General features: G+C 59.9%; 22 protein-coding genes, 1 pseudogene and 1 riboswitch. Of the genes and pseudogenes, 8 read left to right on the top strand and 15 right to left on the bottom strand.

Features of this window, described 5'->3' with window-relative positions; genetic code table 11:
• Window positions 1-23: 23 nt before the first annotated feature.
• Window positions 24-1,430, bottom strand: a complete 1,407-nt coding sequence (locus K1567_RS18275; protein ID WP_034101240.1) for an adenosylmethionine--8-amino-7-oxononanoate transaminase — start codon at window positions 1,428-1,430, stop codon at window positions 24-26.
• 273 nt (window positions 1,431-1,703) lie between these two features.
• Between K1567_RS18275 and K1567_RS18280 the strand changes: the two genes are divergently transcribed.
• Both K1567_RS18280 and K1567_RS18285 read left to right on the top strand, forming a co-directional pair.
• Complete coding sequence (locus tag K1567_RS18280; protein WP_169867577.1) at window positions 1,704-2,255, top strand: cytochrome b; 552 nt, start codon at window positions 1,704-1,706, stop codon at window positions 2,253-2,255.
• Between the two features lie 32 nt (window positions 2,256-2,287).
• Window positions 2,288-2,866 (top strand): YceI family protein, encoded by a 579-nt coding sequence (locus K1567_RS18285; protein ID WP_034101238.1) that lies wholly within the window; start codon window positions 2,288-2,290, stop codon window positions 2,864-2,866.
• Between the two features lie 218 nt (window positions 2,867-3,084).
• Here the strand turns inward: K1567_RS18285 and K1567_RS18290 are convergent, their stop codons facing one another.
• From K1567_RS18290 to ahcY, 5 genes are all read right to left on the bottom strand, one after another.
• A complete protein-coding gene (locus K1567_RS18290; RefSeq protein ID WP_034101237.1) occupies window positions 3,085-4,962 on the bottom strand; it encodes a DEAD/DEAH box helicase in 1,878 nt (625 codons plus the stop codon).
• Window positions 4,963-5,184: 222 nt separating this feature from the next.
• Window positions 5,185-5,976: an ABC transporter substrate-binding protein gene (locus tag K1567_RS18295; protein WP_034115343.1), complete on the bottom strand. Its 792-nt coding sequence runs from the start codon at window positions 5,974-5,976 to the stop codon at window positions 5,185-5,187.
• Between the two features lie 64 nt (window positions 5,977-6,040).
• The gene (locus K1567_RS18300; protein WP_169867576.1) at window positions 6,041-7,120 is read right to left on the bottom strand and encodes a hypothetical protein; all 1,080 of its coding nucleotides are present in this window, start codon (window positions 7,118-7,120) and stop codon (window positions 6,041-6,043) included.
• 78 nt (window positions 7,121-7,198) lie between these two features.
• Window positions 7,199-8,044, bottom strand: a complete 846-nt coding sequence (gene metF / locus K1567_RS18305) for a methylenetetrahydrofolate reductase [NAD(P)H] (RefSeq protein WP_034101762.1) — start codon at window positions 8,042-8,044, stop codon at window positions 7,199-7,201.
• 121 nt (window positions 8,045-8,165) lie between these two features.
• On the bottom strand, window positions 8,166-9,575 hold the full coding sequence (gene ahcY, locus K1567_RS18310; RefSeq protein WP_034139646.1) for an adenosylhomocysteinase: 1,410 nt from the start codon (window positions 9,573-9,575) through the stop codon (window positions 8,166-8,168).
• A gap of 21 nt (window positions 9,576-9,596) precedes the next feature.
• A riboswitch (S-adenosyl-L-homocysteine riboswitch) is annotated at window positions 9,597-9,703 on the bottom strand.
• Window positions 9,704-9,901: 198 nt separating this feature from the next.
• Between ahcY and K1567_RS18315 the strand changes: the two genes are divergently transcribed.
• The 3 genes from K1567_RS18315 (at window position 9,902) to K1567_RS18325 (ending at window position 13,270) form a co-directional block, all read left to right on the top strand.
• Entirely contained in the window at window positions 9,902-10,306 is a 405-nt protein-coding gene (locus tag K1567_RS18315; RefSeq protein ID WP_220698743.1) for a hotdog domain-containing protein, read from the top strand.
• A 97-nt stretch (window positions 10,307-10,403) separates the two neighbouring features.
• Entirely contained in the window at window positions 10,404-12,320 is a 1,917-nt protein-coding gene (locus tag K1567_RS18320) for a patatin-like phospholipase family protein (protein ID WP_169867575.1), read from the top strand.
• A gap of 71 nt (window positions 12,321-12,391) precedes the next feature.
• Window positions 12,392-13,270 carry a formate/nitrite transporter family protein gene (locus K1567_RS18325; protein WP_047881706.1) on the top strand — a complete coding sequence of 293 codons (879 nt, stop codon included), beginning with the start codon at window positions 12,392-12,394 and terminating at the stop codon, window positions 13,268-13,270.
• A 55-nt stretch (window positions 13,271-13,325) separates the two neighbouring features.
• Here K1567_RS18325 and K1567_RS18330 read toward each other — a convergent pair whose 3' ends face one another.
• Both K1567_RS18330 and K1567_RS18335 read right to left on the bottom strand, forming a co-directional pair.
• The gene (locus K1567_RS18330; RefSeq protein WP_259445007.1) at window positions 13,326-14,615 is read right to left on the bottom strand and encodes a cation:dicarboxylate symporter family transporter; all 1,290 of its coding nucleotides are present in this window, start codon (window positions 14,613-14,615) and stop codon (window positions 13,326-13,328) included.
• A gap of 34 nt (window positions 14,616-14,649) precedes the next feature.
• A complete protein-coding gene (locus tag K1567_RS18335; protein WP_047881705.1) occupies window positions 14,650-15,063 on the bottom strand; it encodes a VOC family protein in 414 nt (137 codons plus the stop codon).
• Window positions 15,064-15,155: 92 nt separating this feature from the next.
• Here K1567_RS18335 and K1567_RS18340 point away from each other — a divergent pair, with 92 nt between their 5' ends.
• Window positions 15,156-16,043: a LysR family transcriptional regulator gene (locus K1567_RS18340; RefSeq protein WP_047881704.1), complete on the top strand. Its 888-nt coding sequence runs from the start codon at window positions 15,156-15,158 to the stop codon at window positions 16,041-16,043.
• Between the two features lie 34 nt (window positions 16,044-16,077).
• Here K1567_RS18340 and K1567_RS27580 read toward each other — a convergent pair.
• Window positions 16,078-16,173, bottom strand: a pseudogene (locus K1567_RS27580) (hypothetical protein); the annotation flags it as partial.
• Window positions 16,174-16,356: 183 nt separating this feature from the next.
• On the opposite strand from K1567_RS27580, the gene K1567_RS18345 reads away from it, so the two are divergent.
• Window positions 16,357-16,743: an MAPEG family protein gene (locus tag K1567_RS18345; protein ID WP_034101230.1), complete on the top strand. Its 387-nt coding sequence runs from the start codon at window positions 16,357-16,359 to the stop codon at window positions 16,741-16,743.
• A 65-nt stretch (window positions 16,744-16,808) separates the two neighbouring features.
• Here K1567_RS18345 and K1567_RS18350 read toward each other — a convergent pair whose 3' ends face one another.
• Window positions 16,809-18,005, bottom strand: coding sequence for a murein transglycosylase A (locus K1567_RS18350; RefSeq protein ID WP_220698744.1), 1,197 nt, complete (start codon window positions 18,003-18,005; stop codon window positions 16,809-16,811).
• A gap of 128 nt (window positions 18,006-18,133) precedes the next feature.
• Between K1567_RS18350 and K1567_RS18355 the strand changes: the two genes are divergently transcribed.
• On the top strand, window positions 18,134-18,583 hold the full coding sequence (locus K1567_RS18355) for a cytochrome c (protein ID WP_034101227.1): 450 nt from the start codon (window positions 18,134-18,136) through the stop codon (window positions 18,581-18,583).
• A 6-nt stretch (window positions 18,584-18,589) separates the two neighbouring features.
• Here the strand turns inward: K1567_RS18355 and K1567_RS18360 are convergent, their stop codons facing one another.
• The 5 genes from K1567_RS18360 to K1567_RS18380 all read right to left on the bottom strand — a co-directional run bounded on the left by K1567_RS18360 (window position 18,590) and on the right by K1567_RS18380 (window position 23,584).
• Complete coding sequence (locus K1567_RS18360) at window positions 18,590-18,985, bottom strand: DUF1090 domain-containing protein (RefSeq protein ID WP_034101226.1); 396 nt, start codon at window positions 18,983-18,985, stop codon at window positions 18,590-18,592.
• A 66-nt stretch (window positions 18,986-19,051) separates the two neighbouring features.
• Complete coding sequence (ligB, locus tag K1567_RS18365; RefSeq protein WP_034115339.1) at window positions 19,052-20,713, bottom strand: NAD-dependent DNA ligase LigB; 1,662 nt, start codon at window positions 20,711-20,713, stop codon at window positions 19,052-19,054.
• A 98-nt stretch (window positions 20,714-20,811) separates the two neighbouring features.
• The gene (locus tag K1567_RS18370; protein WP_034101224.1) at window positions 20,812-21,162 is read right to left on the bottom strand and encodes a DUF1090 family protein; all 351 of its coding nucleotides are present in this window, start codon (window positions 21,160-21,162) and stop codon (window positions 20,812-20,814) included.
• A gap of 216 nt (window positions 21,163-21,378) precedes the next feature.
• A complete protein-coding gene (gene metK / locus K1567_RS18375) occupies window positions 21,379-22,569 on the bottom strand; it encodes a methionine adenosyltransferase (protein WP_034115338.1) in 1,191 nt (396 codons plus the stop codon).
• A 19-nt stretch (window positions 22,570-22,588) separates the two neighbouring features.
• Window positions 22,589-23,584: a metalloregulator ArsR/SmtB family transcription factor gene (locus K1567_RS18380; protein ID WP_034115337.1), complete on the bottom strand. Its 996-nt coding sequence runs from the start codon at window positions 23,582-23,584 to the stop codon at window positions 22,589-22,591.
• Window positions 23,585-23,637 lie beyond the last annotated feature (53 nt).

Raw genomic sequence — 23,637 nt, forward strand, 5'->3', positions numbered from 1 at the left:
AGGGTGCCTAAAAAGGTGGGGAATCAACCCGGATCGCGAAAGCCTGGGTGGAAGTCCTGTGGCACCGCGACGCTGACGCTGCTGTTGGTGGCGATGTCGATGCCTTCGCTGGCCACTTCGGCCAGGAAGTCAATTTGCTCCGGCGTGATCACATAGGGCGGCAGGAAATACACCACGCTGCCCAACGGCCGCAGCAACGCGCCGCGCTCCAGTGCGTGTTCGAATACCTTCAGGCCACGGCGTTCCTGCCATGGGTAGGCGGTCTTGGTGGCTTTGTCCTGGACCATCTCGATGGCCAGCACCATGCCGGTCTGGCGCACTTCTGACACATGGGGGTGGTCCACCAGGTGCGCGGTGGCGGTGGCCATGCGCTGGGCCAGGGCCTTGTTGTTCTCGATGACGTTGTCTTCTTCGAAAATATCCAGGGTCGCCAAGGCCGCCGCGCACGCCAGGGGGTTGCCGGTGTAGCTGTGGGAATGCAGGAAGGCGCGCAGGGTCGGGTAGTCGTCGTAGAACGCGCTGTACACGTCCTCGGTGGTCACCACGGCGGCCAAGGGCAGATAGCCGCCGGTAAGGGCCTTGGACAGGCACAGGAAGTCCGGACGGATGCCGGCCTGTTCGCAGGCGAACATGCTGCCGGTGCGGCCGAAGCCTACGGCGATTTCGTCATGGATCAGGTGCACGCCGTAGCGGTCGCAGGCTTCGCGCAGCAGCTTGAGGTACACCGGGTGATACATGCGCATGCCGCCGGCGCCCTGGATCAGCGGCTCGACGATCACCGCAGCGATCGTGGCATGGTGCTCGGCCAGGGTCTGTTCCATGGCCAGGAACATCGTGCGTGAGTGTTCTTCCCAGCTCATACCCTCGGGGCGCAGGTAGCAATCGGGGCTGGGTACTTTGATCGTGTCGAGCAGCAGCGCCTTATAGGTCTCGGTAAACAGCGGCACATCGCCCACCGACATAGCGGCGATGGTTTCGCCGTGGTAGCTGTTGGTGAGGGTCACGAAGCGCTTTTTGTTCGGCAGGCCGCGGTTGAGCCAATAGTGGAAGCTCATTTTCAGCGCAACTTCGATGCACGACGAACCGTTATCGGCATAGAAGCAACGGGTCAGGCCCTCGGGCGTCATCGCCACCAGGCGCTCGGACAGCTCGATCACCGGCTGGTGGCTGAAACCGGCGAGGATCACATGCTCCAGTTGATCGACCTGATCCTTGATGCGCTGGTTGATGCGCGGGTTGGCATGCCCGAACACGTTGACCCACCAGGAGCTGACGGCGTCGAGGTAGCGCTTGCCTTCGAAGTCTTCCAGCCACACGCCCTCGCCACGCTTGATGGGGATCAGCGGCAATTGCTGGTGGTCTTTCATCTGGGTGCAGGGATGCCACAGCACCGCCAGATCGCGTTGCATCCACTGGTTGTTCAGGCCCATCGTGTCTCTCCTCGAAGCGGTCCTGCGACCGGCGCAGGTGAAACAATCGCGCAAGCCTATGCAAAGCAGGGCGGTGTCACAACCCATGGCGTGTGAATTGGCAGTAAACACAGGACGGACTGTCACGTTTCTCAGGAATAGTCCTTAATCCTTGGTTAACTTATCGTGCCTAGGCTCTAGATCGCATTTCTCGATATTTCAAAGCGAAATTTTCCGCTTTAATTCGATAGTTAACACGCTAGTCTTGGGCGCAGCTCTTACGGGATTAAGTACATGCAGCTACGTAACTCACCGGCCCGATATGGCTGGGTCAGTATGGTTTTGCACTGGGGCGTGGCCCTGGTGGTGTTTGGTCTGTTCGCCCTGGGCCTTTGGATGGTGGGACTCGATTACTACAGTGCCTGGCGCAAAGATGCACCGGACCTGCACAAGAGCATCGGCATCACGCTGTTTGCGGTGATGCTGGTGCGGATCGTCTGGCGCTTGATCAGCCCGCCGCCACCGCCGCTGGCCAGTTACAGCCGCCTGACCCGTATCGGCGCGGCGTTTGGCCATATGTTCCTGTACGTCGGCCTGTTTGCGGTGATGATCGCCGGTTACCTGATTTCCACCGCAGACGGTGTCGGTATTCCGGTGTTTGGCCTGTTTGAAATTCCTGCCGTGGTTTCCGGTCTACCGGACCAGGCAGACAACGCGGGTCTGGTGCACTTGTACCTGGCCTGGGTGTTGGTGGTTTTCGCCGGCTTGCACGGCGTGGCTGCGTTGAAACACCACTTTATCGATCGTGATGCGACCCTGACGCGAATGCTGGGGCGCAAAGCCTGATGTTCAACCTCGACTCACAAGGAATAGAAAGCATGTTGAAAAAGACACTCGCTGCACTGGCAATCGGTACTGCTTTGCTGTCCGCAGGCCAGGTCATGGCGGCTGACTACAAGATCGACAAAGAAGGCCAGCACGCCTTCATCGACTGGAAAATCAGCCACCTGGGCTACAGCTTCATCCACGGTACCTTCAAGGATTGGGATGGCACGTTCAGCTGGGATTCGGCCAAGCCAGAAGCCAGCAAAATCGCAGTCGACGTGAAAACCGCCAGCCTGTGGTCCAACCACGCCGAGCGTGACAAGCACATCGCCAGCAAAGACTTCCTCGACGTTGCCAAGTTCGCTGACGCCAAGTTCGTGTCCACCGCCGTTAAATCCACCGGCGACAAAACTGCTGACGTGACCGGCGACCTGACCCTGCACGGCGTGACTAAGCCGGTGACCTTCAAGGCCACGTTCAACGGTGAAGGCAAAGACCCATGGGGCGGCGAGCGTGCCGGCTTCAACGCCAAGACCACGCTGAACCTGAACGACTTCGGCATCAAAGGCCCAGGCCCGTCCTCTCAGACCCTGGATCTGGATATCTCGCTGGAAGGCGTGAAGCAGAAGTAATTCTGCGCGGTTAAAAAAACCGGATCTCAGCATCCGGTTTTTTTGTGTCTGGAATGTGCTCAGTGGGGGAGGGCGCTTGCTCCCGATGGCAGCTCGGTCTGCCTGTTGATACTGATAAACAGCTATCGGGGGTGAGCCTCCTCCCATATTTAGTTTGTTGAGCCCAAAAAAATGCCCCGTCTCGAAAGAGCGGGGCATTTTTTATGCTGCGTAGAAACTCAGCGGTTGCGGGTCAGCAACGCTGGTTTTTCGCCACGAGGACGGCCGGGCAATTGATCCAATTGCTCTGGAGTCGGGAAACGATCGACCTTCGACTCCTTGTGGATAATCTTCGGAGCGGGGCCGCCACGCGGGTTCTGCACGGCTGGCTCGGAGGAGCGTGGCTGGTCGTCACGGGCCGGGCGGCGATTACGCGAGTCTTCGCGACGGGCCTGGCCATCACGCGGAGCGCCGTTACGCGGGCCGTTGCGCTTGGCTGGCGGGGTGCCGGTGGTGCCGCCGCTGCTGTTACGCGGACCATTCTGACGGCCGCCCTGTGGCTGACCGCCGCGAGGAGCGCCTGCGCCCGCGCCCTGTGCCGGAGCACCTGGACGACGGCCACGGCCCTGGGCCGGCTTGGCCTGAGGCACGTAGTCAACGCGGTTACCAAAGTTATCCACATCGTCGTCGAGGAACTCGTCCGGAGCGCGGTCAGCCGCGGCGCGTGGCGGTTGGCTCGGCTGGCGCTGTTCGCGGGCCGGGGTGCCTTCGCGGGGCTTTTGCTCGCGGGCCGGGCGTTCGCCACGGCCGTTGCTGGCGGATTTTTCCTTGCCCTTGTCCTTGCCTTTGTCGCGACGACCGCCGCCACCGCCACCGCCGTTCGGGCCATCGCCCTTCGGACCGCGCGGGTTGCGTGGGTTACGCACATCGGGACGCTCGCGCGCTTCAGGCTTCTCGGCTTCTACGGTGCTGGCATCGAAGCCCATCAGGTCGCCGTCGGCGATTTTCTGCTTGGTCATGCGCTCGATGCTTTTCAGCAGTTTTTCTTCGTCCGGCGCCACCAGGGAGATGGCTTCGCCCGAACGACCGGCGCGGCCGGTACGGCCGATACGGTGCACGTAGTCCTCATCGACGTTCGGCAGCTCGAAGTTGACCACATGTGGCAATTGGTCGATATCCAGGCCGCGGGCGGCGATATCGGTGGCCACCAGGATACGCACGGTGCCGGCCTTGAAGTCGGCCAGGGCTTTGGTGCGCGCGTTCTGGCTCTTGTTGCCGTGGATGGCGACGGCGGTCAGGCCGTGCTTGTCCAGGTACTCGGCCAGGCGGTTGGCGCCATGCTTGGTGCGGGTGAACACCAGCACCTGTTCCCAGGCGCCAGCGGTGATCAGGTGGGCCAGCAGCGCGCGTTTGTGGCTGGCGGGCAGGCGGAACACGCGTTGTTCGATACGCTCGACCGTGGTGTTCGGCGGCGTGACTTCGATGCGCTCCGGGTTGTGCAGCAGCTTGCCGGCCAGGGCGGTGATGTCCTGGGAGAACGTTGCCGAGAACAGCAGGTTCTGACGTTTGGCCGGCAGGCGGGCGAGGACTTTCTTCACGTCATGGACGAAGCCCATGTCGAGCATACGGTCGGCTTCGTCCAGCACGAGGATTTCTACGTGGGACAAATCGACGCTGCCCTGGCCGCACAAGTCGAGCAAACGACCGGGGCACGCCACCAGCACGTCGACACCACGGGACATGGCCTGAACCTGAGGGTTCATGCCGACGCCGCCGAAGATGCAGGCGCTGACGAACTTCAGGTCGCGGGCATACAGCTTGAAGCTGTCATGGACCTGGGCGGCGAGTTCGCGGGTAGGGGTCAGGACCAGTACGCGCGGTTGGCGCGGGCCGTGACGCTGGGATTTGTCCGGGTGACCGTTGGGGAACAACCGCTCCAGGATCGGGAGGGCGAAACCGCCGGTTTTACCAGTACCTGTCTGGGCTGCGACCATCAGGTCGCGACCTTGCAACACGGCGGGAATAGCCCGCTGTTGCACGGGAGTAGGCTCGGTATAGCCCGCTGCCTCGATGGCGCGGACTAAAGCCTCGGAGAGACCGAGGGAAGCAAAGGACATGAGTAATCCTGTTTTAGTTAGGGCTTGGCCCAAAGGGATAATCTTGCCGGGCGTGAATGGCGCTTAGGGGAGCGAAATCCCGTCCGGTCCTGCTGCGTCTGGCGAGCACTCCACCGGCTCGCGCGGGCTGCAAAGCTGCGCTGTAGCGGGGTTGGGTGCCTTTTTCAAGACCTCAGCGGCCGGGCGTAAGCCTGGCGGAAAGGCCGGAGTATAACAGAGCAATCACGGCGCGCTGCTTTCCTGCTGCTCAACGGTGCGTTCTGCAGCTGCAATACCGGGGATTCCGCCGTATCGGGCGCTCAAGGCGGCATAGCCAGGCTCTTGTTTGAAACGCTTTAATTCGGCGGCAAAACGCTGCACCAGCAGGTCCATGCCCGCGCCACGGCGTACGGCCAGAAACTGCGGTTGGCGGCTGACCACCAGCGGCGCCTGGCTGACCTTGCCCTCCAGGCCCAATGTCTTGATCAGATGCTGGCCGACCCGGCGATCAGTGATCAGTAGATCGATACGCCCCAGCAGCAATTTGCCGAAGTTCGCCTCGTGGCTCGGCGCCGATTCGCGATTGAACAGCGCCGAATCGCTGAATTCAGCCCCGTACAGGTAACCCGGCGAGGTGCCCACTGTCAGCCCGCGCAGGTCATCCAGATGCTGCGCCGGGTGGGGGCGCTCGTTGGCATAGAACAGCACGAAGTCCACGTCCGACAGCGGTTCGCTGGGGTACAGCAACTGGGCGTCGCGCGCCTGGCTGTGGAAAATATCCAGCGCGCCGTCGGCGTGGCCTTGGTCCAACATCGCCAGGCAGCGTTTCCAGGGCAGGAATTGCCACTGTACCTCGACCCCGAGACGCTGGAACACAATGACGGTGGTTTCATAGTCCAGCCCGTACATGGCGCCCTGGTCTTCATACACATAAGGTGCCCACGGCTCGGTGACAATGCGCAATTTCTCGCCATAAGCGGCCAGACTCAGGCAAGTGAAAAGCGCAGCGGTCAACAGCTTCAGAAGGGCGTGCATGCCCTGAGGTTACGATGCCACTGCGTTAAAGAGAAGCTCTGGCATGCGCATCCGGCGGATAGCGTTATTTGGCCGGAGACGTCATCAAGTGTTCGTAGATCGCGGTACGCCGCTCACCGAGAATCAAGCGGACGACGGGATTGGCAAACCAATGTTCCAATTGGTGAGCGTCGATCGGGTGTTTCTGTCGCTCTTCCTGGTTCTGTCGTGCCTTGTCCCACCAGACCGGGCCACATGCCTGGTCGAATTCATTCTCGTGCTCGTAGCAGCCGTAAAGGATTTCGCGAATGAACTGTTGCTGGTGCTTGGGCAGGACCAGCGTGATCATCTTGTACATCAGGCGCTGCATGCGTGGTGGTCGTGGCAGGTGGGCGGAGACCTGGCGGGTATCGGCCAGGGCTTGAGCGCTGGTGGGCGCCGACTGGTGCTTGGCGATCCAGGCTTTGACCTTGGCGCGAAACAGTTGCTTGCGGCTCCAGTAGTGATGGATCAGGTCCGGACACTCGCGCACCTTGACCGTACGGTAAGCGGCGATCGACAGGCAGAACTCTTCCAAGGTGTACGCGCCCTGGGCATGGGGGAACAGTTCATCCATCAAGGCGATGGAGTGATCCAGAATCGGGACATCCTGCTGTGTCAGTCCCATGACCCCGGAGTTGAGCGTCATCATCTGATCGTCGGCCACGCCCATGTCGAGCAGACGCTGGTGCAGGGCGGTATAGAGGATGCTCTCGCGGTTTTCACCGTACTGGGTGTAGAAAGCGTTGCACAGCAGCGTGCCCGGCTGCACGCGCTCGAACAGTTCAAGGGGGGAGCGATGGAAGAAGGTGTCTGTGTCGATCAGCAGCGCCACCGCCGACTCTTCAAGCACCTGGCGCAACGCTACATGTTTGGTGCGGAAGTGATAACCGTGGGGCTCGCACCAGCGTTTACGCGTGGCCTCGTCCAGCGGGCGCACGCGTACGGGCAGCAGGCGATAGGGCTCGGGGTCGTCGCTGAATACCTGAATATCCACGGCATCGGGGGTTTCCTGCAGAAACGCCAGGGCACTGGCGATGCTGAACACGGCTTCCTGGTGGTAGGTCTGCGCACCGAAAACCAGATAGACCAACTGCGGGCGGGAAGTCGTAGGCACTGTATTCATGGACTGCGGGTTTCCGTGGACATGTAAAACGACAAAGGCCCTCGTCGAAACGAGGGCCTTGGTTCAGCCGGAAAGACTTCAGCGTGGCAGCTTGAGGTTGTTCCAGATGGCAAGGCTGGGTTCAGCCTGGTTCAGGGTATAGAAGTGCAACCCTGGTGCGCCACCTTGTAACAAACGCTCACACATCTCGGTGATAACCTGCTCGCCGAACGCCTGAATGCTCTTGACGTCGTCGCCATAGGCTTCCAGTTGCTTGCGAACCCAGCGTGGGATCTCTGCGCCGCAAGCGTCGGAGAAACGCGCCAATTTGCTGTAGTTAGTGATCGGCATGATGCCCGGCACGATTGGGATATCCACACCGAGAGCCCGTACACGCTCGACAAAGTAGAAGTAGCTGTCAGCGTTGAAGAAGTACTGGGTGATCGCACTGTTCGCGCCGGAGTTCGCCTTACGCACGAAATTCTGCAAATCGTCTTCGAAATTGCGCGCCTGGGGATGCATCTCCGGGTAAGCAGCTACTTCAATATGGAAGTGATCGCCGCTTTCTTCACGGATGAAACTCACCAGGTCATTGGCGTGGCGCAGCTCACCGCTGGCCATGCCCATACCGGACGGCAAATCGCCACGCAGAGCGACGATGCGCTTGATCCCGGCGTCTTTGTACTGGGTCAGCAGGCCGCGCAGGTCGGCCTTGCTGTCGCCCACGCACGACAAGTGCGGTGCGGCGGGAATATTGACCTGGCTTTCCAGCTGCAACACGGTGTTGATCGTGCGGTCGCGGGTCGAGCCGCCGGCACCGTAGGTGCAGGAGAAAAAGTCGGGTTGGTAGCTGGCCAATTGCGCGGCAGTGGCCATCAGTTTTTCATGCCCAGCATCGGTCTTGGTCGGGAAGAACTCGAAGCTGTAGCGACGGTCTTGGGACATGGTCATACCCTTTGAAACTCATAAAGCCGAAGGTGAACGCTGCAAGAACGAGCTTGTTATGGCGCAGGAGATTGCTCTGCGACCACAGCAAGCCCGTCCTACAGACGGACCAGCCGGTTACTTAGTAGCGATAAGCGTGCGGCTTGAACGGACCTTCGACAGTCACGCCGATGTAATCGGCTTGGGTCTTGGTCAGCTTGGTCACCACGCCGCCGAAGCCGCGAACCATTTCCAGGGCCACTTCTTCGTCGAGTTTCTTAGGCAGTACTTCCACGGTCAGGCGCTCGGCTTTCTGGGCAGGCGACAGGTCGGCGTACTTTTGTTCGAACAGGAAGATCTGCGCCAGCACCTGGTTGGCGAAGGAGCCGTCCATGATGCGGCTTGGGTGGCCGGTGGCGTTGCCCAGGTTAACCAGGCGGCCTTCGGCCAGCAGGATCAGGTAATCGTCATTCTGTGGATCGAAATCCCCAGCGCCGGTACGGTGAACCTTGTGCACTTGAGGTTTTACTTCTTCCCATGCCCAGTTCTTGCGCATGAAAGCGGTGTCGATCTCATTGTCGAAGTGACCGATGTTGCACACCACGGCGCGCTTTTTCAGGGCCTTGAGCATGTTGGCATCGCAGACATTCACGTTACCGGTGGTGGTGACGATCAGGTCGATCTTGCCCAGCAGGGCTTTGTCGATGCTGGCTTCGCTGCCGTCGTTGACTCCGTCGATGAATGGCGAAACCACTTCGAAACCGTCCATGCAGGCCTGCATGGCGCAGATCGGATCGACTTCGGACACTTTAACGATCATGCCTTCCTGACGCAGGGACTGGGACGAACCCTTGCCCACGTCACCGTAGCCGATCACCAGGGCTTGCTTGCCCGACAGCAGGTGGTCGGTGCCGCGCTTGATGGCGTCGTTGAGGCTGTGACGGCAGCCGTACTTGTTGTCGTTCTTGCTCTTGGTCACCGAGTCGTTGACGTTGATGGCCGGGATTTTCAGCTCGCCCTTGGCCAGCATGTCCAGCAGGCGGTGTACGCCGGTGGTGGTTTCTTCGGTCACGCCATGGACGCGATCGAGGATCTGCGGGTATTTCTTGTGCAGCAACTCGGTCAGGTCGCCGCCGTCGTCGAGGATCATGTTGGCATCCCATGGCGCGCCATCCTTGAGGATGGTTTGCTCCAGGCACCACTCGTATTCCTCTTCGGTCTCGCCTTTCCAGGCGAACACCGGAATACCGGCAGCAGCGATAGCGGCGGCGGCCTGGTCTTGAGTCGAGAAGATGTTGCAGGACGACCAACGCACTTCGGCACCCAGGGCAACCAGGGTTTCGATCAGCACGGCGGTCTGAATGGTCATGTGGATGCAGCCGAGGATCTTCGCGCCTTTGAGCGGTTGCTCGGCGGCGTACTTGCGACGCAGGCCCATCAGGGCAGGCATTTCGGATTCGGCGATAAAGGTTTCGCGACGGCCCCAGGCAGCGAGGGACATATCGGCGACTTTGTAGTCGGTGAAATCTGCAGGCGTGTTGACAGCGCTCATGAAGAGCCTCCATTCGTAGTGTGCGAATGGGCGCCGTTGTGCGTTTAGTATCAGGCCAGGGCAACCAGGCCGGACAACGCCCCATCCGAGCCTGACAGGTTGAACCTGCTGCAGCGCCCCTCGGACAGGTGGCGGGAAAACGGTAACAATTGAAGATGACCGTTTTGAAACGGGTGGGATTATAGCTGCGCATTCCAGACTTCCCAAGCCTTTCCGTCACCGGCATGAAGATCGCTCATGGCCGCTATAGGCAATGGTTCATAGAGCTTGGGCCCGGCCTCTGCCATGATGTTGCCCATCATTCGGCAAGACGCTTTGGAGTGACCATGAACTTCCACACCCGCAAATGGGTAAAACCTGAAGACCTCAACCCCAACGGCACACTGTTCGGTGGCAGCCTGCTGCGCTGGATTGACGAAGAAGCCGCGATCTATGCGATTGTCCAGTTGGGCAACCAGCGGGTCGTCACCAAGTACATCTCCGAAATCAACTTTGTCAGCGCCTCGCGCCAGGGCGACATCATTGAGTTGGGTATCACCGCCACTGAATTCGGTCGCACCTCGATTACCCTGACCTGCGAAGTGCGCAACAAGATCACCCGCAAAAGCATCCTCACCGTGGAGAAAATGGTATTCGTCAATCTGGGCGAAGCCGGGCTGCCGGCGCCCCATGGGCGGACCGAGATCAAGTACGTGAAGGATCAGTTCAAGGAAGACAGCCCGCCTGAATAACCTCAGCCCGGGTTGATTTGCATTGCCAAATTATTCCGGATGGACCTATCCCAGGCTCTCGCTTCACTCAGGGTTCACCCTGTAGAGAGAGTCGTGTATGAAAGTATCCAGTTCTAATGCCATTTTTCAGCCTCAACGGTCTGAAAACGTCGATAAGGATGCAAAGGCATTTCTAGTCAAGCACGTAGGCGAGCGCAAGATGAGTCTTGCTCGCGCCAGCGATGGGCAGGTGGAAGTGACCTTGTCGCCGCCACCGCCTGCACATCTGGTGTTGAGTGGTGGTGGGGCAAAGGGTATTGCATTTCCGGGCATGGTCCAGGCGCTTGAAGACCACAAGGCAATGGGCGGGGTCAAAGTCATCTCCGGCTCTTCGGCTGGCGCTATCTCCGCTGCGCTGCTCGCCAGTGGCATGGATGCCAAGACATTCGAAAAACTATCGAACAGCCTCAACTTGCCTGAATTGCTGAGCAGCAAAAATTCTCTTACCGCAAAGTTACAGAAGGCCAGTGCTCAACTTGGCAAGTTGGCGGAGCGCTTACCCGGGCCGGCCGGAAACATCGCGCAATTACTGTTCACTCTGATTCCGCGCCTGCAGACCGAAGCGCAGCCTCTGGAGGATTTGATTGGCGATCAAGCGCGTAAGTCGCTGTTGGCGCAGATCGCAGGGGCATCTCGGGAAAACCGGCCAGATGAAGTCATGAAGATTTCCGACCGGCTCAGCGCAGGGGAAGGGCCGACTTTTAATGATCTTGCGGTGTTGAGCCGCCACATTCCGGCGGTCAAGCAGCTCAATATTACGGGTGTCGGCATGTTCGATGGCCGACCGCAGTTGGTGGTCTTCAATGCCAGCACCACCCCTGACATGGACATTGCCCGTGCGGCTCATATATCCGGCTCACTGCCTGGCCTATTCAAAAGCCCGAAGGAGCAAGGCCATCTGTTTCAGGAACATGCTGAACAAACGGCATTCCAGGATGGTGGGCTGCTGGTCAATACACCGTCTTCTGCGGTGATTGATCCGCCTTCTTCAGAGCCCTCTCTGAGCAAGACCGAGTCGTTGGTTGTCAAGTTCGAACCCGATAATCCGAAGCCTGCAACGAGCGGCGGTTTTTGGAGTGACGTGGTCGATAGGATCCTGGGAATTCCCCATGCGGCTGCCGAGGGGTATCAGGAAGATAAGCTCAAGGCCCAAGCGGATCAGACTGTCGTGTTACCGCTGAAGTCCGAAAAGGGCGATTTTCGCGGCCTGCTGGGTGGCACGGTTAATTTCACCATGACCGACGATCAGAAAATGCACCTGCAGGCGTCGGCGCGTGCAGCGGTAGGCGCGCACCTGGAAAGGCGTGCGCAGTTACGTGAGCGCTATCAATTTGAGTCATTGGACCAAGCTGTATTGGCCATGGACGATGACATGCTGGCGAGCGTTGAGCATGATCTGAAGAAGGATCCCGCCGCCAAGGATGTGCTGATGTTTCGTAATGGTGCAACGCAAGCGCTGCAAGCGCTGAATGTCGCCATTGCCGAAGCCAATCAGGCCGGTGACAAGCTGACGGTGACACCCAAGATCGCGAGGGCGTTGCGTAACTTGGATGCGCTGGCGCGAGGCCCTGAGTATGTCGAATGGTTGGGGCGGCGCCTCAACGCAGCCGACAAGCCTAATTTTCAGCAGCTCCTGCAAATGATGAGCAAAGCGTCAGTTGGCGATAACACCGCGATGTCCAAGGTGATGAAAAGCGCGGTTGCACAGATGAAAAGGAATGATCTGGCGGTAAAAGCCGAAAACTTTACGCGGGAAGTCATTTATCCGTCGCTCTATCGTCCGGGCCAGCCGGCATCCAACATCGAGCTGCTGCGACGTGCAGCCCGTGACTTGGCAGATGCGCAGACGCCACAGGCGTTCAATAACGTGCTCGACGGCATCGTCAAACATTACAAGGCGCGCAATAAACCCTGGAGTGTCCCGTTTCGCTCTACCACTGTGGAAGCGGCCAAAGCCTGGCGTCTACCGGTTTAGTTGCCTGGCCACTGAACAGCCACTGTCACGGCGTGTCGTAGCTACAGGCATCCCTTGGACTTTGGTAAATCATGGCCACACACGAAGACGGTAAAACTCCGAACCTGTCGCAGGAAGAGCAGCAGGATGTCGACGAGAACCAACCACCCCGCGCGGCGGTGCTGCACGAAATTATCCGCACCCAAGGCGATCAGGAACTGGAGCGCAGCGTCGCCGCCCTATGGTGGTCGGCGCTGGCCGCCGGCCTGACCATGGGGCTGTCGTTGATGGCCATGGGATTGCTCAATTCGCGCCTGCCCGACGGTGAAGCTTTCAAGGTCATCGCCAGCTTCGGCTATTGCGCAGGTTTCCTCGCGGTGATCCTGGCGCGCCAGCAATTGTTTACGGAAAACACCCTGACCGCCGTGCTGCCGGTGATGAGCAAGCCGACTTTGGCCAATGCCGGGCGCTTGTTGCGGCTGTGGTCGGTGGTGTTGGTGGGCAACCTGTGCGGCACCTTGCTGGTGGCCTACGTGATGCTGCACTTGCCTATTTTTGACACCAAGACCGATCAGGCCTTCCTGGAGATCGGCCGAAAGGTCATGGAAAACGACGCCGGCCAGATGTTCGCCAAGGGCATCATCTCGGGCTGGATGATTGCCACCATGGTGTGGATGATCCCGTCGATGGAAAGCGCCAAGATGTGGATCATCATTGTGATCACCTACCTGATGGCCCTGGGGGATTTCACGCACATCGTGGTGGGCTCTGCAGAGGTTTCGTACCTAGTGTTTGCCGGCGAACTGTCGTGGCATGACTTCTGGCTGGTGTTTGCCGGCCCAACCCTGGCCGGCAATATCATCGGTGGCAGCTTTATCTTTGCATTGATCAGCCATGCGCAGATTCGCAGCGAGAGTAAGTTGAGTTCCCCTGATCGCTGCGGCGCACGTCAGGGCGAGGAAAGGAGGTGATACCGTCCCGCGAAGACTGATGCAGACTCTTTGCGGGACACTAGGGCTAAAGTTTTCAGGCGTTCAGCGATGTGCTGGCAGGTTCGGCGGCAACTGTGCGGTCAGGTGCCCTCAGTTGCCCCTCCCACCGGGCAATCACCAATGGCGCCAGCGCGTTGCCAAGCACATTCAGCGCCGTGACCGGCATGTCCATCAGGCGATAGACACCAGCGATAATCGCCACTCCTTCCACGGGGAGACCCGCCGCAGTCAAGGTCGCGGTAAGGATGATAAACATGAAACCCGGCACGCCCGCCGCGCCTTTTGACGTCAACACCATGATCAATACCAGCATCCCCTGATCCGCCAGGCTCAGGTCGATGCCATACGCCTGGGCAATGAATAATGTACCCAACGCAGCAAAAAGAGATGCGCCATCCAGGTTGAACGAGTAGCCCAGTGGGATAACCATGCTGGTAATCGGGCGTGGTGCACCATAGCGCTCCATTTTCTCGATCAGTTGAGGCATCACTGTCGCTGAAGCGGCGCTGCTATAGGCCAGCAACAATTCACTGTGTATCTCCCGCACCAAGTGGAAGAAGCCGATCCCCGCCAGGCGTGCAACTGCGCCCAATACACACAATGCAAATAACAGCACTGCGATATAAGTCGTGCCGATCAGTTTGGCCAGTGGCAGCAAGGCACTGAGGCCAAAGCTGGCGATGGTGACTGCGATCAGCCCGAAAATGCCGATTGGCGAGTAATGCATGACCAGATGGGTGACTTTGAACATGGTGTCGGAGATGGCCTGCATCACACTGATCAAGGGGGCCTTGCGCTGCTCGGGCAGCATAGACAAGGCGCAACCGAACAGGATGGCGAAAAACAGCACGCAGAGCAGCTTGCCCTGTGACATGGCCAAGACGATGTTATCCGGTACGATCGCCAATAGCGTTTGCCCCAGGTTCTGGGTTTTGCCGTTGGCGGCCAGCTCTGTGACTGGCGTCTGCAAAGCACTGCCAAATTCGGCCCCCGAGCCAGGCTCGACGACGTTTCCAACGATCAGGCCAAAGACGATTGCAACACTGGTGATCGTGAAGAAGTAAACGAAGGTCTTCACGCCGACGCGTCCCAACGCGGCGGGATTTCCCATGCCAGCAATGCCGACTGTCATGCAAGCGAAGACCAGAGGCACGACGATCATCTTCATCAGCTTGATAAACAAGTCGCCTGCCGGTTGCAGCAAATTGTCAATGAACCACAGCTTGTGTTCGGGAAACTGGTTGAGAAGGATGCCGACGATTATCCCGGCAGCCAGGCCGATCATGATGCGAGTCACAAGGCTGGTTGGTTTTTTGGTGGTCATGGGGGTTGCCCTTATTGTTGTAGATATCAGGGATTTATTGAGCGAACAGCCCGGCGAAGTTTTTGAACCCTTTCACCTCGATGGGGTTGCCGCTGGGGTCAAGAAAAAACATCGTGCGTTGCTCGCCTGGCTCGCCAGCGAATCGGGTCACTGGCGGAATCTCGAAACATGTACCCAGGCGGGTAAGACGGTCGGCAAGCGTCAACCACTCCTCAAGTGGTAACACCACGCCCAGATGCGGCATCAGCACATGATGCTCACCCACCAGCCCGGAACGCGTGGTGGGAAACGGCGTGCCCAGGTGCAGTGAAAGTTGGTTCCCGAAAAAATCGAAGTCGATCCAGGTCTCGCTGCTACGGCCTTCCGTACAGCCCAAAACATCTCGATAAAAAATCCGCGCCTGGTTTAGGTCATAGACATGATATGCAGCGTGGAAAGGTCTGTTCATGGGGGGTGCTCCGTGTGGGGGAGCTCTCAAATTAAACAGGCCGCGTATCCGGGTAAAACGGGTTCGCCTTGGTCTGAGCGAAAGGAAAACTTATGGATGTTCGATTCCTGAGAAGTCTGGTCGCAGTCATTGAAGCCGGCTCCATTGCTGCGGCCGCGCGCCGCGAAAATCGTAGTGCAGCGGCGATCAGCCAACGAGTCAAAGCGCTTGAGCGGACGTTGGGGTGCACGCTGCTTATGCGCACTGCGCATGCCGCGTGGCCCTCGGACCAGTGCCTATTGTTGTTACCAAAAATTCAAGCAGTCATTAAGCAGGCGCGTGAATTGCAGGAGGATCTGAGCCAGGATGGCTTATCGGGAGAGATCAAGATCGGTGCCATTTCGACGGCATTGACCGGCGTTTTACCGGCGGTGATCGAGCGCCTGGCCCTTTCGGCACCTGGGCTGAGACTGAAGATCACACCAGGAGACTCCAGAAGTCTCTATGAGAGATTGCTGGCTCAGGAGCTGGACGCTGCGATTCTTGTCAGGCCTCCCTTTCAGCCACCCAAGGCTTTGGCGACGACCTTATTGCGGGCTGAGCCTTTGATCCTGATTGCTCCGGCTGAGTGGGGCACGCAAACGTTAGAAGCATTGCTGCGCGAGCGTTCATTCATTCGGTACGACGCTCGTTCGTGGGGTGGGCAGATTGCACAGCGCTTCCTCGATGAACAGTCCTTTGACCCGCAGGTGTTGTGTGAGCTGGATGCCTTGGAAACCATCGTCATGTTGGTTGCCCAAGGCATGGGGGTATCACTGGTACCGCAGTGGGCAGGGATGTCTGGCAATGGCCTGTGTGTCTTGCCGGTCGACGACGCGCCACGCTATGCGCGGGATCTGGTCATCATGCATAGCTCGACGCCGCGCCGCCCACTGGCGATGCGGCACTTGCTTGAATACCTGCGCAATTGCAGCGCGCCCTCAGGCAAACGTGTTGTGTAGCGACGTAAATCCCCGTCACTTCACTGAGGTTCGGCATCACGCCGATGGTGGGCGGCAGGCCGATAAAGCGGAAGCCCATATAGGTGAGCAGGGTTGTGAGGTAAATAAAGGCGGCGACAAGTTCAAGCATCCGGGGTGCTTGGACGCTGGGGGGAATGGGGGGGGGGCGCAGTGGCGGTGTGAGGTTGCAAGGTCTTGGGCGAAAGTGCGGTAGAACCTTTCGGTGTCGCGCGGCTCATAGCGGATACGTGCGGTTTTGCGTATGTAGTGCTAGAACTCTAATCGCTGCATAAAACGACAAAAGGAATAAGTCATGACAGTCGCTTTCTGGTGTGTATTGATCGCCATTTTTCTGCCGTACTTGTGCACGGGGGTGGCCAAGTTCAGTGGGGGCAAATTCGGGTTGCGCCACAACCACGACCCGCGGGCTTTTCTGGAGGGCCTGGACGGTGTGGCCAAGCGTGCCCACAGCGCGCAGCTCAACGGTTTTGAGGTCACCCCGGCATTCGCGGCGGCGGTGATTATCGCCCATCTGGCGGGTACGGCCGAATTGGTGACCATCAACGTGCTGGCGGTGCTGTTTATCACCAGCCGTCTGCTGTACATCATTTGCTACCTGGCGGACTGGGCGATCCTGCGTTCGCTGGTGTGGGCGGTGGGGATGGCGTTGATCGCGAGTTTCTTCTTCGTCTCGATCTGAGGCGCGGCGCCGCTGCCCAATGTGGGAGAGGTGTGTTCCCTCCCTCATTGGGCTTTCAGCGTTGGTCAGGTGCCGGTGGGCGCGTCCGGCACTTGCGGCAACGTTGCGCCCTTGGGCCATAGCATCCAGATCTGGCCCTGCTGTTTCATATTCCCCGCTAACTCACCCGCAGCATCGCCGGTGCCCCAAAACAGGTCCGCACGCACTTCGCCAGTGATGGCGCCACCGGTATCCTGGGCGGCGACCGGGCGGGCAATCGGCGAACCGTCTGGCTTGGTGGTCGACAGCCACAACAGGCTGCCCAACGGAATCACCTTACGATCCACCGCCACGCTGTAGCCGGCGGTCAGCGGCACATTCAGCGAGCCCCGTGGGCCTTCGTTGCTGTCGGGGCGGGCGCTGAAGAACACATAGCTGGGGTTGCTTGCCAACAGTTCCGGAATGCGTTGCGGGTGAGCCTTGGCCCAGGCGCTGATGGCACCCATGCTGACCTCTTCCTTCTTCAGTTCACCCTGTTCCACCAGCCAGCGGCCGATAGGGCGGTAGGGGTAGCCGTTCTGGTCGCCGTAACCCACGCGCAATTGGCGCCCGCCTTTGAGTTGGATGCGCCCCGAACCCTGGATCTGCAGGAATTGCAGGTCCATCGGGTCGGTGAGCCAGGCGATCGGCTTGGCGCTGGAGCCCTGGCCGTTGATCACACTGGCATCGTCATACGGTTTGAGCACGCGGCCTTCCAGGCGACCACGCAGGCGCTTGCCTTTGAGTTCGGGGTAAATGCTCTCCAGATTGACGATGATCAGATCATCCGGCACCCCGTAGACCGGCACGTGAGCAGTGGCGGTCTTGGTCAGGCTGCCGGGGTAGACCGGCTCGTAATAGCCGGTGATCAAGCCGTTGGGAGTGTTGTCCGCCGAGCGCAGGCCGAAAACGTCCAGGCGCTCCTTGAGAAAACCGCGCACTGCTGGCGCATCGGCCGGGACCGTAGCCGCTGCGGCGCAGGTCGCGCCCCAGACCGGGTCGGCCTTGAGGCGTTGGCAGGCGCTACGCCAGGCTTCGAAACCGGCCATTAAGTCGTTGTCGGACACCACCGGCAAGGCTTCCCACGGAGTATTCACGTAGGTGGCGACGGCGTGAGGTTTGACGGTTTCATCTTTGCCGACTTCTTTGCCTGTGTCCTTGCCAGCGTCGCAGCCGGCCAGCAGCGCGATGAGGGGTAGAGGCCACGCCAGACGGCGGCTCCAGGGTTTCAATGTGATAGTCATCCAAGCAATTCCTGACGCGATCACCCACGCCGAAGCGGCGCTGGGCAACCCTTATTATTAATAGGGCTATTGGTCTTTGCGGACGGGGCGAGGATACTGGCCGCCGTTTCCGTGACCTTGAAGCCATCATGACTTTTAAAAGACTGACTGTTGTATTGCTGGCCTGCCTGACTTTGTCCGCCTGCGGCGGAGTGGATCCGAATTCGCCTCTGGGTCAGCGCAAGGCGATCTTCAAACAGATGCTCAAGACCAGCGAAGACCTGGGCGGCATGTTGCGTGGGCGTATTCCGTTCGACGGCGCGAAGTTCGCCGAAGGCGCGGCCAAACTCGATACGTTGGCCCACGAGCCGTGGCAGCACTTTCCGAGCGTGCGTGAAGAAGATCACACCAGCGCCAAAGACGACGTGTGGCAAAAGCAGGCGCAGTTCCAGCAACTGGCGCGCGACCTGGAAGCGGCCACCGGTGAATTGGTGATCGCCAGCCAGGTTCAGCCTTACAAGGCCAATAACCTCGGGCCTGCGGTGCAGAAAGTCGAAGATGCCTGCAGTGCCTGCCATAAACAGTTCCGGGACCATTGATCGGTGTTACTGGTCGAGTTCTTCCACTGCGTTCTGCAACTCTTTGCGTGACTCGGCCAGCTTGTCTTTGCGCTTGTTGATCTTATCTGGGTCACCCTTTTTCATGGCCTTGTCGAGGTCGGCCTGACGACGGCTGACTTCATGCTTGGCGTCGAGCACCTTGTTCTCCCGCTCTTTTTTCAGGGTGGCGTCGTTGCAATGGGCGGTGACTTCGCTCAGGGCTTTTTCCAGGCCGGCTTGCTGTTCGCTGTTGCCGTGGGCCTTGGCTTGCTCGATTTGGGTGCTGATGGCCTGGCGCTTGGCGGCGCAGCCGGTGAGGGGTTCTGCATCATCGGCCGCCAGCAACGGAGTGGTCATCAGGCTTGCGACAATCGATAAGGCAAGCGGGGCTAAACATTTCATAGGGAACTCCTGGATCGCAAATGGCAGGGTGAATTCTGCCGACTGTTAAAGCGGTGTCTGGCCGGTTCAGAACCCGTCTATCCCGGCCGCATGTAGTGTTTCCGCCAAGACCCGCACCTGCGGGTCGTGAAAAAAAGCGCTCAATTGCGCCGCTCGACCCGGCCCGATGCCATCTTCGGCCATCCAGGCTTGGGTGTCGCGGGCGACCAGCGTGTGCCAGTCACCCTTGAGGTTGTTGCGTGCCACAGGCGGGACGCCCAAGGCTTTGAGCCATTGCGCAAAGGGCCGTTGTCGAGCGCGGTGGAGGCTGTCGAGCACCCGCGTGCGGCTTTGCTCACCAAAGCCCTCAATGTTAGCAAGCTGCGCCGCATCCAGGGTTAACCAATCGAGAAAGCCTGCGATTAGACCGGCCTGGATCAATACGTTCCAGGTCTCGCGGCCCATATGAGGTAGCGCCAGGCCCTGGTTGCCGCTGAGCCAGGTCAGGCGCGCGAGCAATTGCTCTTCGCAGCCGGGGTCCAGTTGCCAGCAACTCAAAGCGTGAAAGTCCTTTGGATCGGGGACGGCCAAGGCGACTCGGTTGGGGTTGCGCAGGATGACCTGGTCCAACCGTGGAATGATCTGGCCCGCGAGGGTGATGGACACTTGGTCGCCGGGGCGAATATCCAAGGTTTGCCAGCGCTTCAAGGAGCCAGCGCTGACCCGTTTGATCTGCCGGTCGTCCAGCCGCACCGGTTCCAGCTCCAGGAGGGGAGTGATCCGCCCGGTGCGACCGATCTTGAACCGCACCTGGCGCACCAGGGCCAGCGCCTTGGTGGCCGGATATTTCCAGGCTACGGCCCAGTATGGCGTGCTGACCTGCCAGCGTTCGGCGGGTGCGCGCGACGCCTGGTGCAACACGACCCCATCACTGGCAAAGGGCAGCGCATGGTTGTACCAATAGGTGCGCCAGTGCGCGGCTTCGTCGAGGCTTTGAACGGGGTGACTGTAGCGCTGGCTGTCCGTGAAGCCCCAGCGCGCCAGGGTCGCCAGACGCTCGCTGAACCCAGAAGGGGTATCGGGCCAGGCCCAGACGAACAGGCCAATACCTGCGGCGTCGGCGTCGCTCAACTGGCGGCGGTTCATCAGCCCGGCCACTTTGCTGCGAGCATTGAGCCCGCCCTGTAGCGATTGCACATGGGCGTCCAGTCGCCAATAGAGTTCGCCTTGCAACACCAGGTCGATGGGGTCTGGCAACTGTTGGACAATTCCGGGAATCTTGCGCGCAGACGCCGACCAGTCCTGGCCAAGCACTCCATCGCCACGGCTGATCACCTGCGCCAGCCGACCTTTGCGATAAACCAGGGTCACCGCGACGCCATCTACCTTGGGTTGAACCCACACGTCCTGCCGCGTCGCCAGCCAGGCCACGACTGCTTGTTCGTCCAAGAGTTTTTCCAGGCCGGTGTGGGCGACCGGGTGGCGCAAGGTGCCTCGTGAACTGGCCAGCGGCCGGTCAGGTGGAGCAGTGGGGGAAGGAAAGCATTGGCGCCAATGAGCCAGACGTTGGCGGGCTTGATCGTAGAGCTCGTCGCTGACGGGAGATTGGCCGAGGCGGTGGTAACGGTCGTCCCACACGCGTACCTGTTCGGCCAGGGCATCGACCTGATGACGGGCTTCGTCGGGGCAGCTCTCGGCCAAGGCCCCGAAGGTTAACGCGCTGAGTAAAAGAGCAATCAAAAAACGCATCGTGAGCATCCTTGCTCGGAAGGGGCGCCCAGCCTAAATGATCCGTTTGCCCACAAAAAAGCCCCGACAGTGCGGGGCTTTTTACCGGGTGTTTCTGTTTACTTGAACAGACCGCCCAGCGCTTTCACCGCGTCGTTCTTATCCGCTTTGGCCGCCTGGTTTTGCTGCTTGGCGTCGGCCTTGGCCTGGGACTCAGCCAATTTGTTGCAACCTTTGTTGACCTGTTCCAGCGCGGCTTCAAACGCACGCACTTTCAACACGTCGTTCTGGGCGTTGGCCGCATCGATCTTGGCCTGCAGGTCGTTGGCTTGCTTCTGGCAGTCGCCGGCATTGCCGCCACCTGTATGTGCGCCCAGGACGCTGCTCAGTGCGCTCAGATCGGCGGTGTGGGCCGGCAAGGCGAACAAGCTGAGCAGAAGGGCGGCGGGGGCGAGCGTGGAGATGCGCATGAAAAACCTCAATGTTCGATTGCCGCGCCGGGTAATCCCGGACTGGCGCAAGGCAATATCCAAATAGGGTGGGTGCCCGAGAGGGCGCGGATTCTAGAGAGCCATTATTTTGCCTGCAAGGTTGGGAGCCAAAAAATGTGAACGCCCGCCCGATTCATCGGGCAATAAAAAGCCCTGCCGGGTGGACCGGGCAGGGCTGTTTGAGTAGCGCGACTGTTACAGGCCGGCGGCGGTACGCAGGTCGTTGGCGCGGTCGGTTTTTTCCCAGGTGAAGGTGGTGAAGGTGTCGTCGCCGACAGTCTTCTGCTCAGGCGTACGACCGAAGTGGCCGTAGGCTGCGGTCTCCTGGTACATCGGGTGCAGCAGGTCGAGCATGGTGGTGATTGCGTAGGGGCGCAGGTCGAAGACTTCACGCACCAGTTTGACGATCTTGTCATCGCTGATCTTGCCGGTGCCGAAGGTGTTCAGCGAGATCGACGTAGGCTGAGCCACGCCGATAGCGTAGGAAACCTGAATTTCGCAACGTTCGGCGAGGCCGGCGGCCACGATATTCTTGGCCACGTAACGACCGGCGTAGGCGGCCGAACGGTCCACCTTGGACGGGTCTTTGCCGGAGAACGCACCACCGCCGTGGCGGGCCATGCCGCCGTAGCTGTCGACGATGATCTTGCGACCGGTCAGGCCGCAGTCGCCCACTGGGCCGCCGATGATGAACTGGCCAGTCGGATTGATGTGGAACTGGGTGTCCTTGCTCAGCAGTTCTGCCGGCAGTACATGCTTGACGATCAGTTCCATCACGCCTTCGCGCAGGTCGGCGTAGGACACGTCCGGGTTGTGCTGAGTCGACAGCACCACCGCGTCGATGCCGACGACTTTGCCGCCTTCGTAACGGCAGGTTACCTGGGACTTGGCGTCCGGACGCAGCCACGGCAGCAGGCCGGATTTACGGGCTTCGGCCTGGCGCTTGACCAACTGGTGGGAGAAGGTGATCGGGGCCGGCATCAGCACGTCGGTTTCGTTGCTGGCGTAGCCGAACATCAGGCCCTGGTCGCCTGCGCCCTGGTCTTCCGGTTTGGCGCGGTCGACACCCTGGTTGATGTCGGGCGACTGCTTGCCAATGATGTTCATCACGCCGCAGGTGGCGCCGTCGAAGCCGACGTCGGAGCTGTTGTAGCCGATGTCGGTGATCACGTCGCGGACCAGTTGCTCCAGGTCGACCCAGGCGGAGGTGGTCACTTCGCCGGCGATGATCGCTACACCGGTTTTCACCAGGGTCTCGCACGCCACGCGGGCGAACTTGTCTTCAGCGATGATGGCGTCCAGCACCGCATCAGAAATCTGGTCGGCGATTTTGTCCGGATGCCCTTCAGACACGGACTCGGAGGTGAAAAGGGAGTATTCGCTCATCTCGATGTTTTCCTGATATTTACCGATGGTGAGTGTCGCCAGCCGGTCGCTGAAAGTGGCGGACCTGGATCTGGAAACCATTACGTAAACCTACATAGAGGCTTTCCCCGGGAACGAGTCCCGCAGCGGTGGCCCAACGGGCCAGATCGTCCTGTTCAAAACCCAACCAGAGATCACCGCAGGCCTCCCTGGCCCAACTCTGGTTGTGGCTGCATAAATCCGTCACCAGCAGGCTGCCGCCGGGGTGCAGTAATCCGGCCATTTGCTTGAGGGCGTCGGCGGGGGCGGCGAAATGGTGCAAGACCATGTTCAGCACCACGCAGTCGGCCCGCAGGCTGCTGTCTTTCAAGGCGTCGGCCAACTGCAGGTTGACGTTGCCCAAGGCTTCTCGCTCGCAGAGCTGGCGCGCCAGCTCCAGCATTGCCGGGCTGTTGTCCAGCGCCGTGACTTGCTGAAAGCGGCGTGCCAGCTCCGGCAGAAAACCGCCGTCGCCGGGGCCGACTTCCAGCGCCGTGGCCTCTTCACTGAAGCTCAGCTTGTCCAACAACGCCAGTACGCTGTCGCGGTACTGCGGTAAACCGGCGATCAAATCCTGCTGGGCGCGAAACTTCTCGGCGACCCGTGCGAAAAAGTCCTGACTGGCCGCGGCACGTTGCCCGTGGACCTGACCGATACGTGCCTGGACATCGTTCGGCAGGCTCAGGTTGTCCACTTCCTCCAGTAGGGCGGCGTGCAGTTTGCCGCCGAGCAGTTCGGTGTGGGGCAGGGCGCGGCGGTAAAAAATCGCATTGCCTTCGCGGCGGGTGGCGACCAATTCGGCCTGGGACAGCACCTTTAAGTGATGGCTCATGCCCGATTGGCCGATGGCGAAAATCTGCGCCAGCTCCAGCACCCCGAAAGAATCGTTGGTCAGGGCCCGTAAAACGTTCAGGCGCAAGGGGTCACCGGCGGCTTTGCACAAAGCGGCCAGCTCTTCACCATCGTCGGGACGCAGGGAGGGCACAGATAGGTTCATAAGGCCAGCAGTCTAGTGGTGGGGCAGGGCGCTCGCAAGGTCAATATCAAAAA

Origin of the sequence: Pseudomonas sp. S5F11 (genome assembly GCF_019641515.1) — a bacterium.
GTDB lineage: Bacteria > Pseudomonadota > Gammaproteobacteria > Pseudomonadales > Pseudomonadaceae > Aquipseudomonas > Aquipseudomonas rhodesiae.

Coding starts and splice junctions, on each gene's coding strand:
- K1567_RS18360 (WP_034101226.1), bottom strand. CDS start 18,985: ATGAAATGTTTAGCCCCGCTTGCCTTATCGATTGTCGCAAGCCTGATG.
- K1567_RS18275 (WP_034101240.1), bottom strand. CDS start 1,430: ATGGGCCTGAACAACCAGTGGATGCAACGCGATCTGGCGGTGCTGTGG.
- ligB (WP_034115339.1), bottom strand. CDS start 20,713: ATGCGTTTTTTGATTGCTCTTTTACTCAGCGCGTTAACCTTCGGGGCC.
- metK (WP_034115338.1), bottom strand. CDS start 22,569: ATGAGCGAATACTCCCTTTTCACCTCCGAGTCCGTGTCTGAAGGGCAT.
- K1567_RS18320 (WP_169867575.1), top strand. CDS start 10,404: ATGAAAGTATCCAGTTCTAATGCCATTTTTCAGCCTCAACGGTCTGAA.
- K1567_RS18300 (WP_169867576.1), bottom strand. CDS start 7,120: ATGAATACAGTGCCTACGACTTCCCGCCCGCAGTTGGTCTATCTGGTT.
- ahcY (WP_034139646.1), bottom strand. CDS start 9,575: ATGAGCGCTGTCAACACGCCTGCAGATTTCACCGACTACAAAGTCGCC.
- K1567_RS18280 (WP_169867577.1), top strand. CDS start 1,704: ATGCAGCTACGTAACTCACCGGCCCGATATGGCTGGGTCAGTATGGTT.
- K1567_RS18290 (WP_034101237.1), bottom strand. CDS start 4,962: ATGTCCTTTGCTTCCCTCGGTCTCTCCGAGGCTTTAGTCCGCGCCATC.
- K1567_RS18315 (WP_220698743.1), top strand. CDS start 9,902: ATGAACTTCCACACCCGCAAATGGGTAAAACCTGAAGACCTCAACCCC.
- K1567_RS18295 (WP_034115343.1), bottom strand. CDS start 5,976: ATGCACGCCCTTCTGAAGCTGTTGACCGCTGCGCTTTTCACTTGCCTG.
- K1567_RS18370 (WP_034101224.1), bottom strand. CDS start 21,162: ATGCGCATCTCCACGCTCGCCCCCGCCGCCCTTCTGCTCAGCTTGTTC.
- K1567_RS18285 (WP_034101238.1), top strand. CDS start 2,288: ATGTTGAAAAAGACACTCGCTGCACTGGCAATCGGTACTGCTTTGCTG.
- K1567_RS18355 (WP_034101227.1), top strand. CDS start 18,134: ATGACTTTTAAAAGACTGACTGTTGTATTGCTGGCCTGCCTGACTTTG.
- K1567_RS18345 (WP_034101230.1), top strand. CDS start 16,357: ATGACAGTCGCTTTCTGGTGTGTATTGATCGCCATTTTTCTGCCGTAC.
- K1567_RS18335 (WP_047881705.1), bottom strand. CDS start 15,063: ATGAACAGACCTTTCCACGCTGCATATCATGTCTATGACCTAAACCAG.
- K1567_RS18325 (WP_047881706.1), top strand. CDS start 12,392: ATGGCCACACACGAAGACGGTAAAACTCCGAACCTGTCGCAGGAAGAG.
- metF (WP_034101762.1), bottom strand. CDS start 8,044: ATGTCCCAAGACCGTCGCTACAGCTTCGAGTTCTTCCCGACCAAGACC.
- K1567_RS18380 (WP_034115337.1), bottom strand. CDS start 23,584: ATGAACCTATCTGTGCCCTCCCTGCGTCCCGACGATGGTGAAGAGCTG.
- K1567_RS18330 (WP_259445007.1), bottom strand. CDS start 14,615: ATGACCACCAAAAAACCAACCAGCCTTGTGACTCGCATCATGATCGGC.
- K1567_RS18340 (WP_047881704.1), top strand. CDS start 15,156: ATGGATGTTCGATTCCTGAGAAGTCTGGTCGCAGTCATTGAAGCCGGC.
- K1567_RS18350 (WP_220698744.1), bottom strand. CDS start 18,005: ATGACTATCACATTGAAACCCTGGAGCCGCCGTCTGGCGTGGCCTCTA.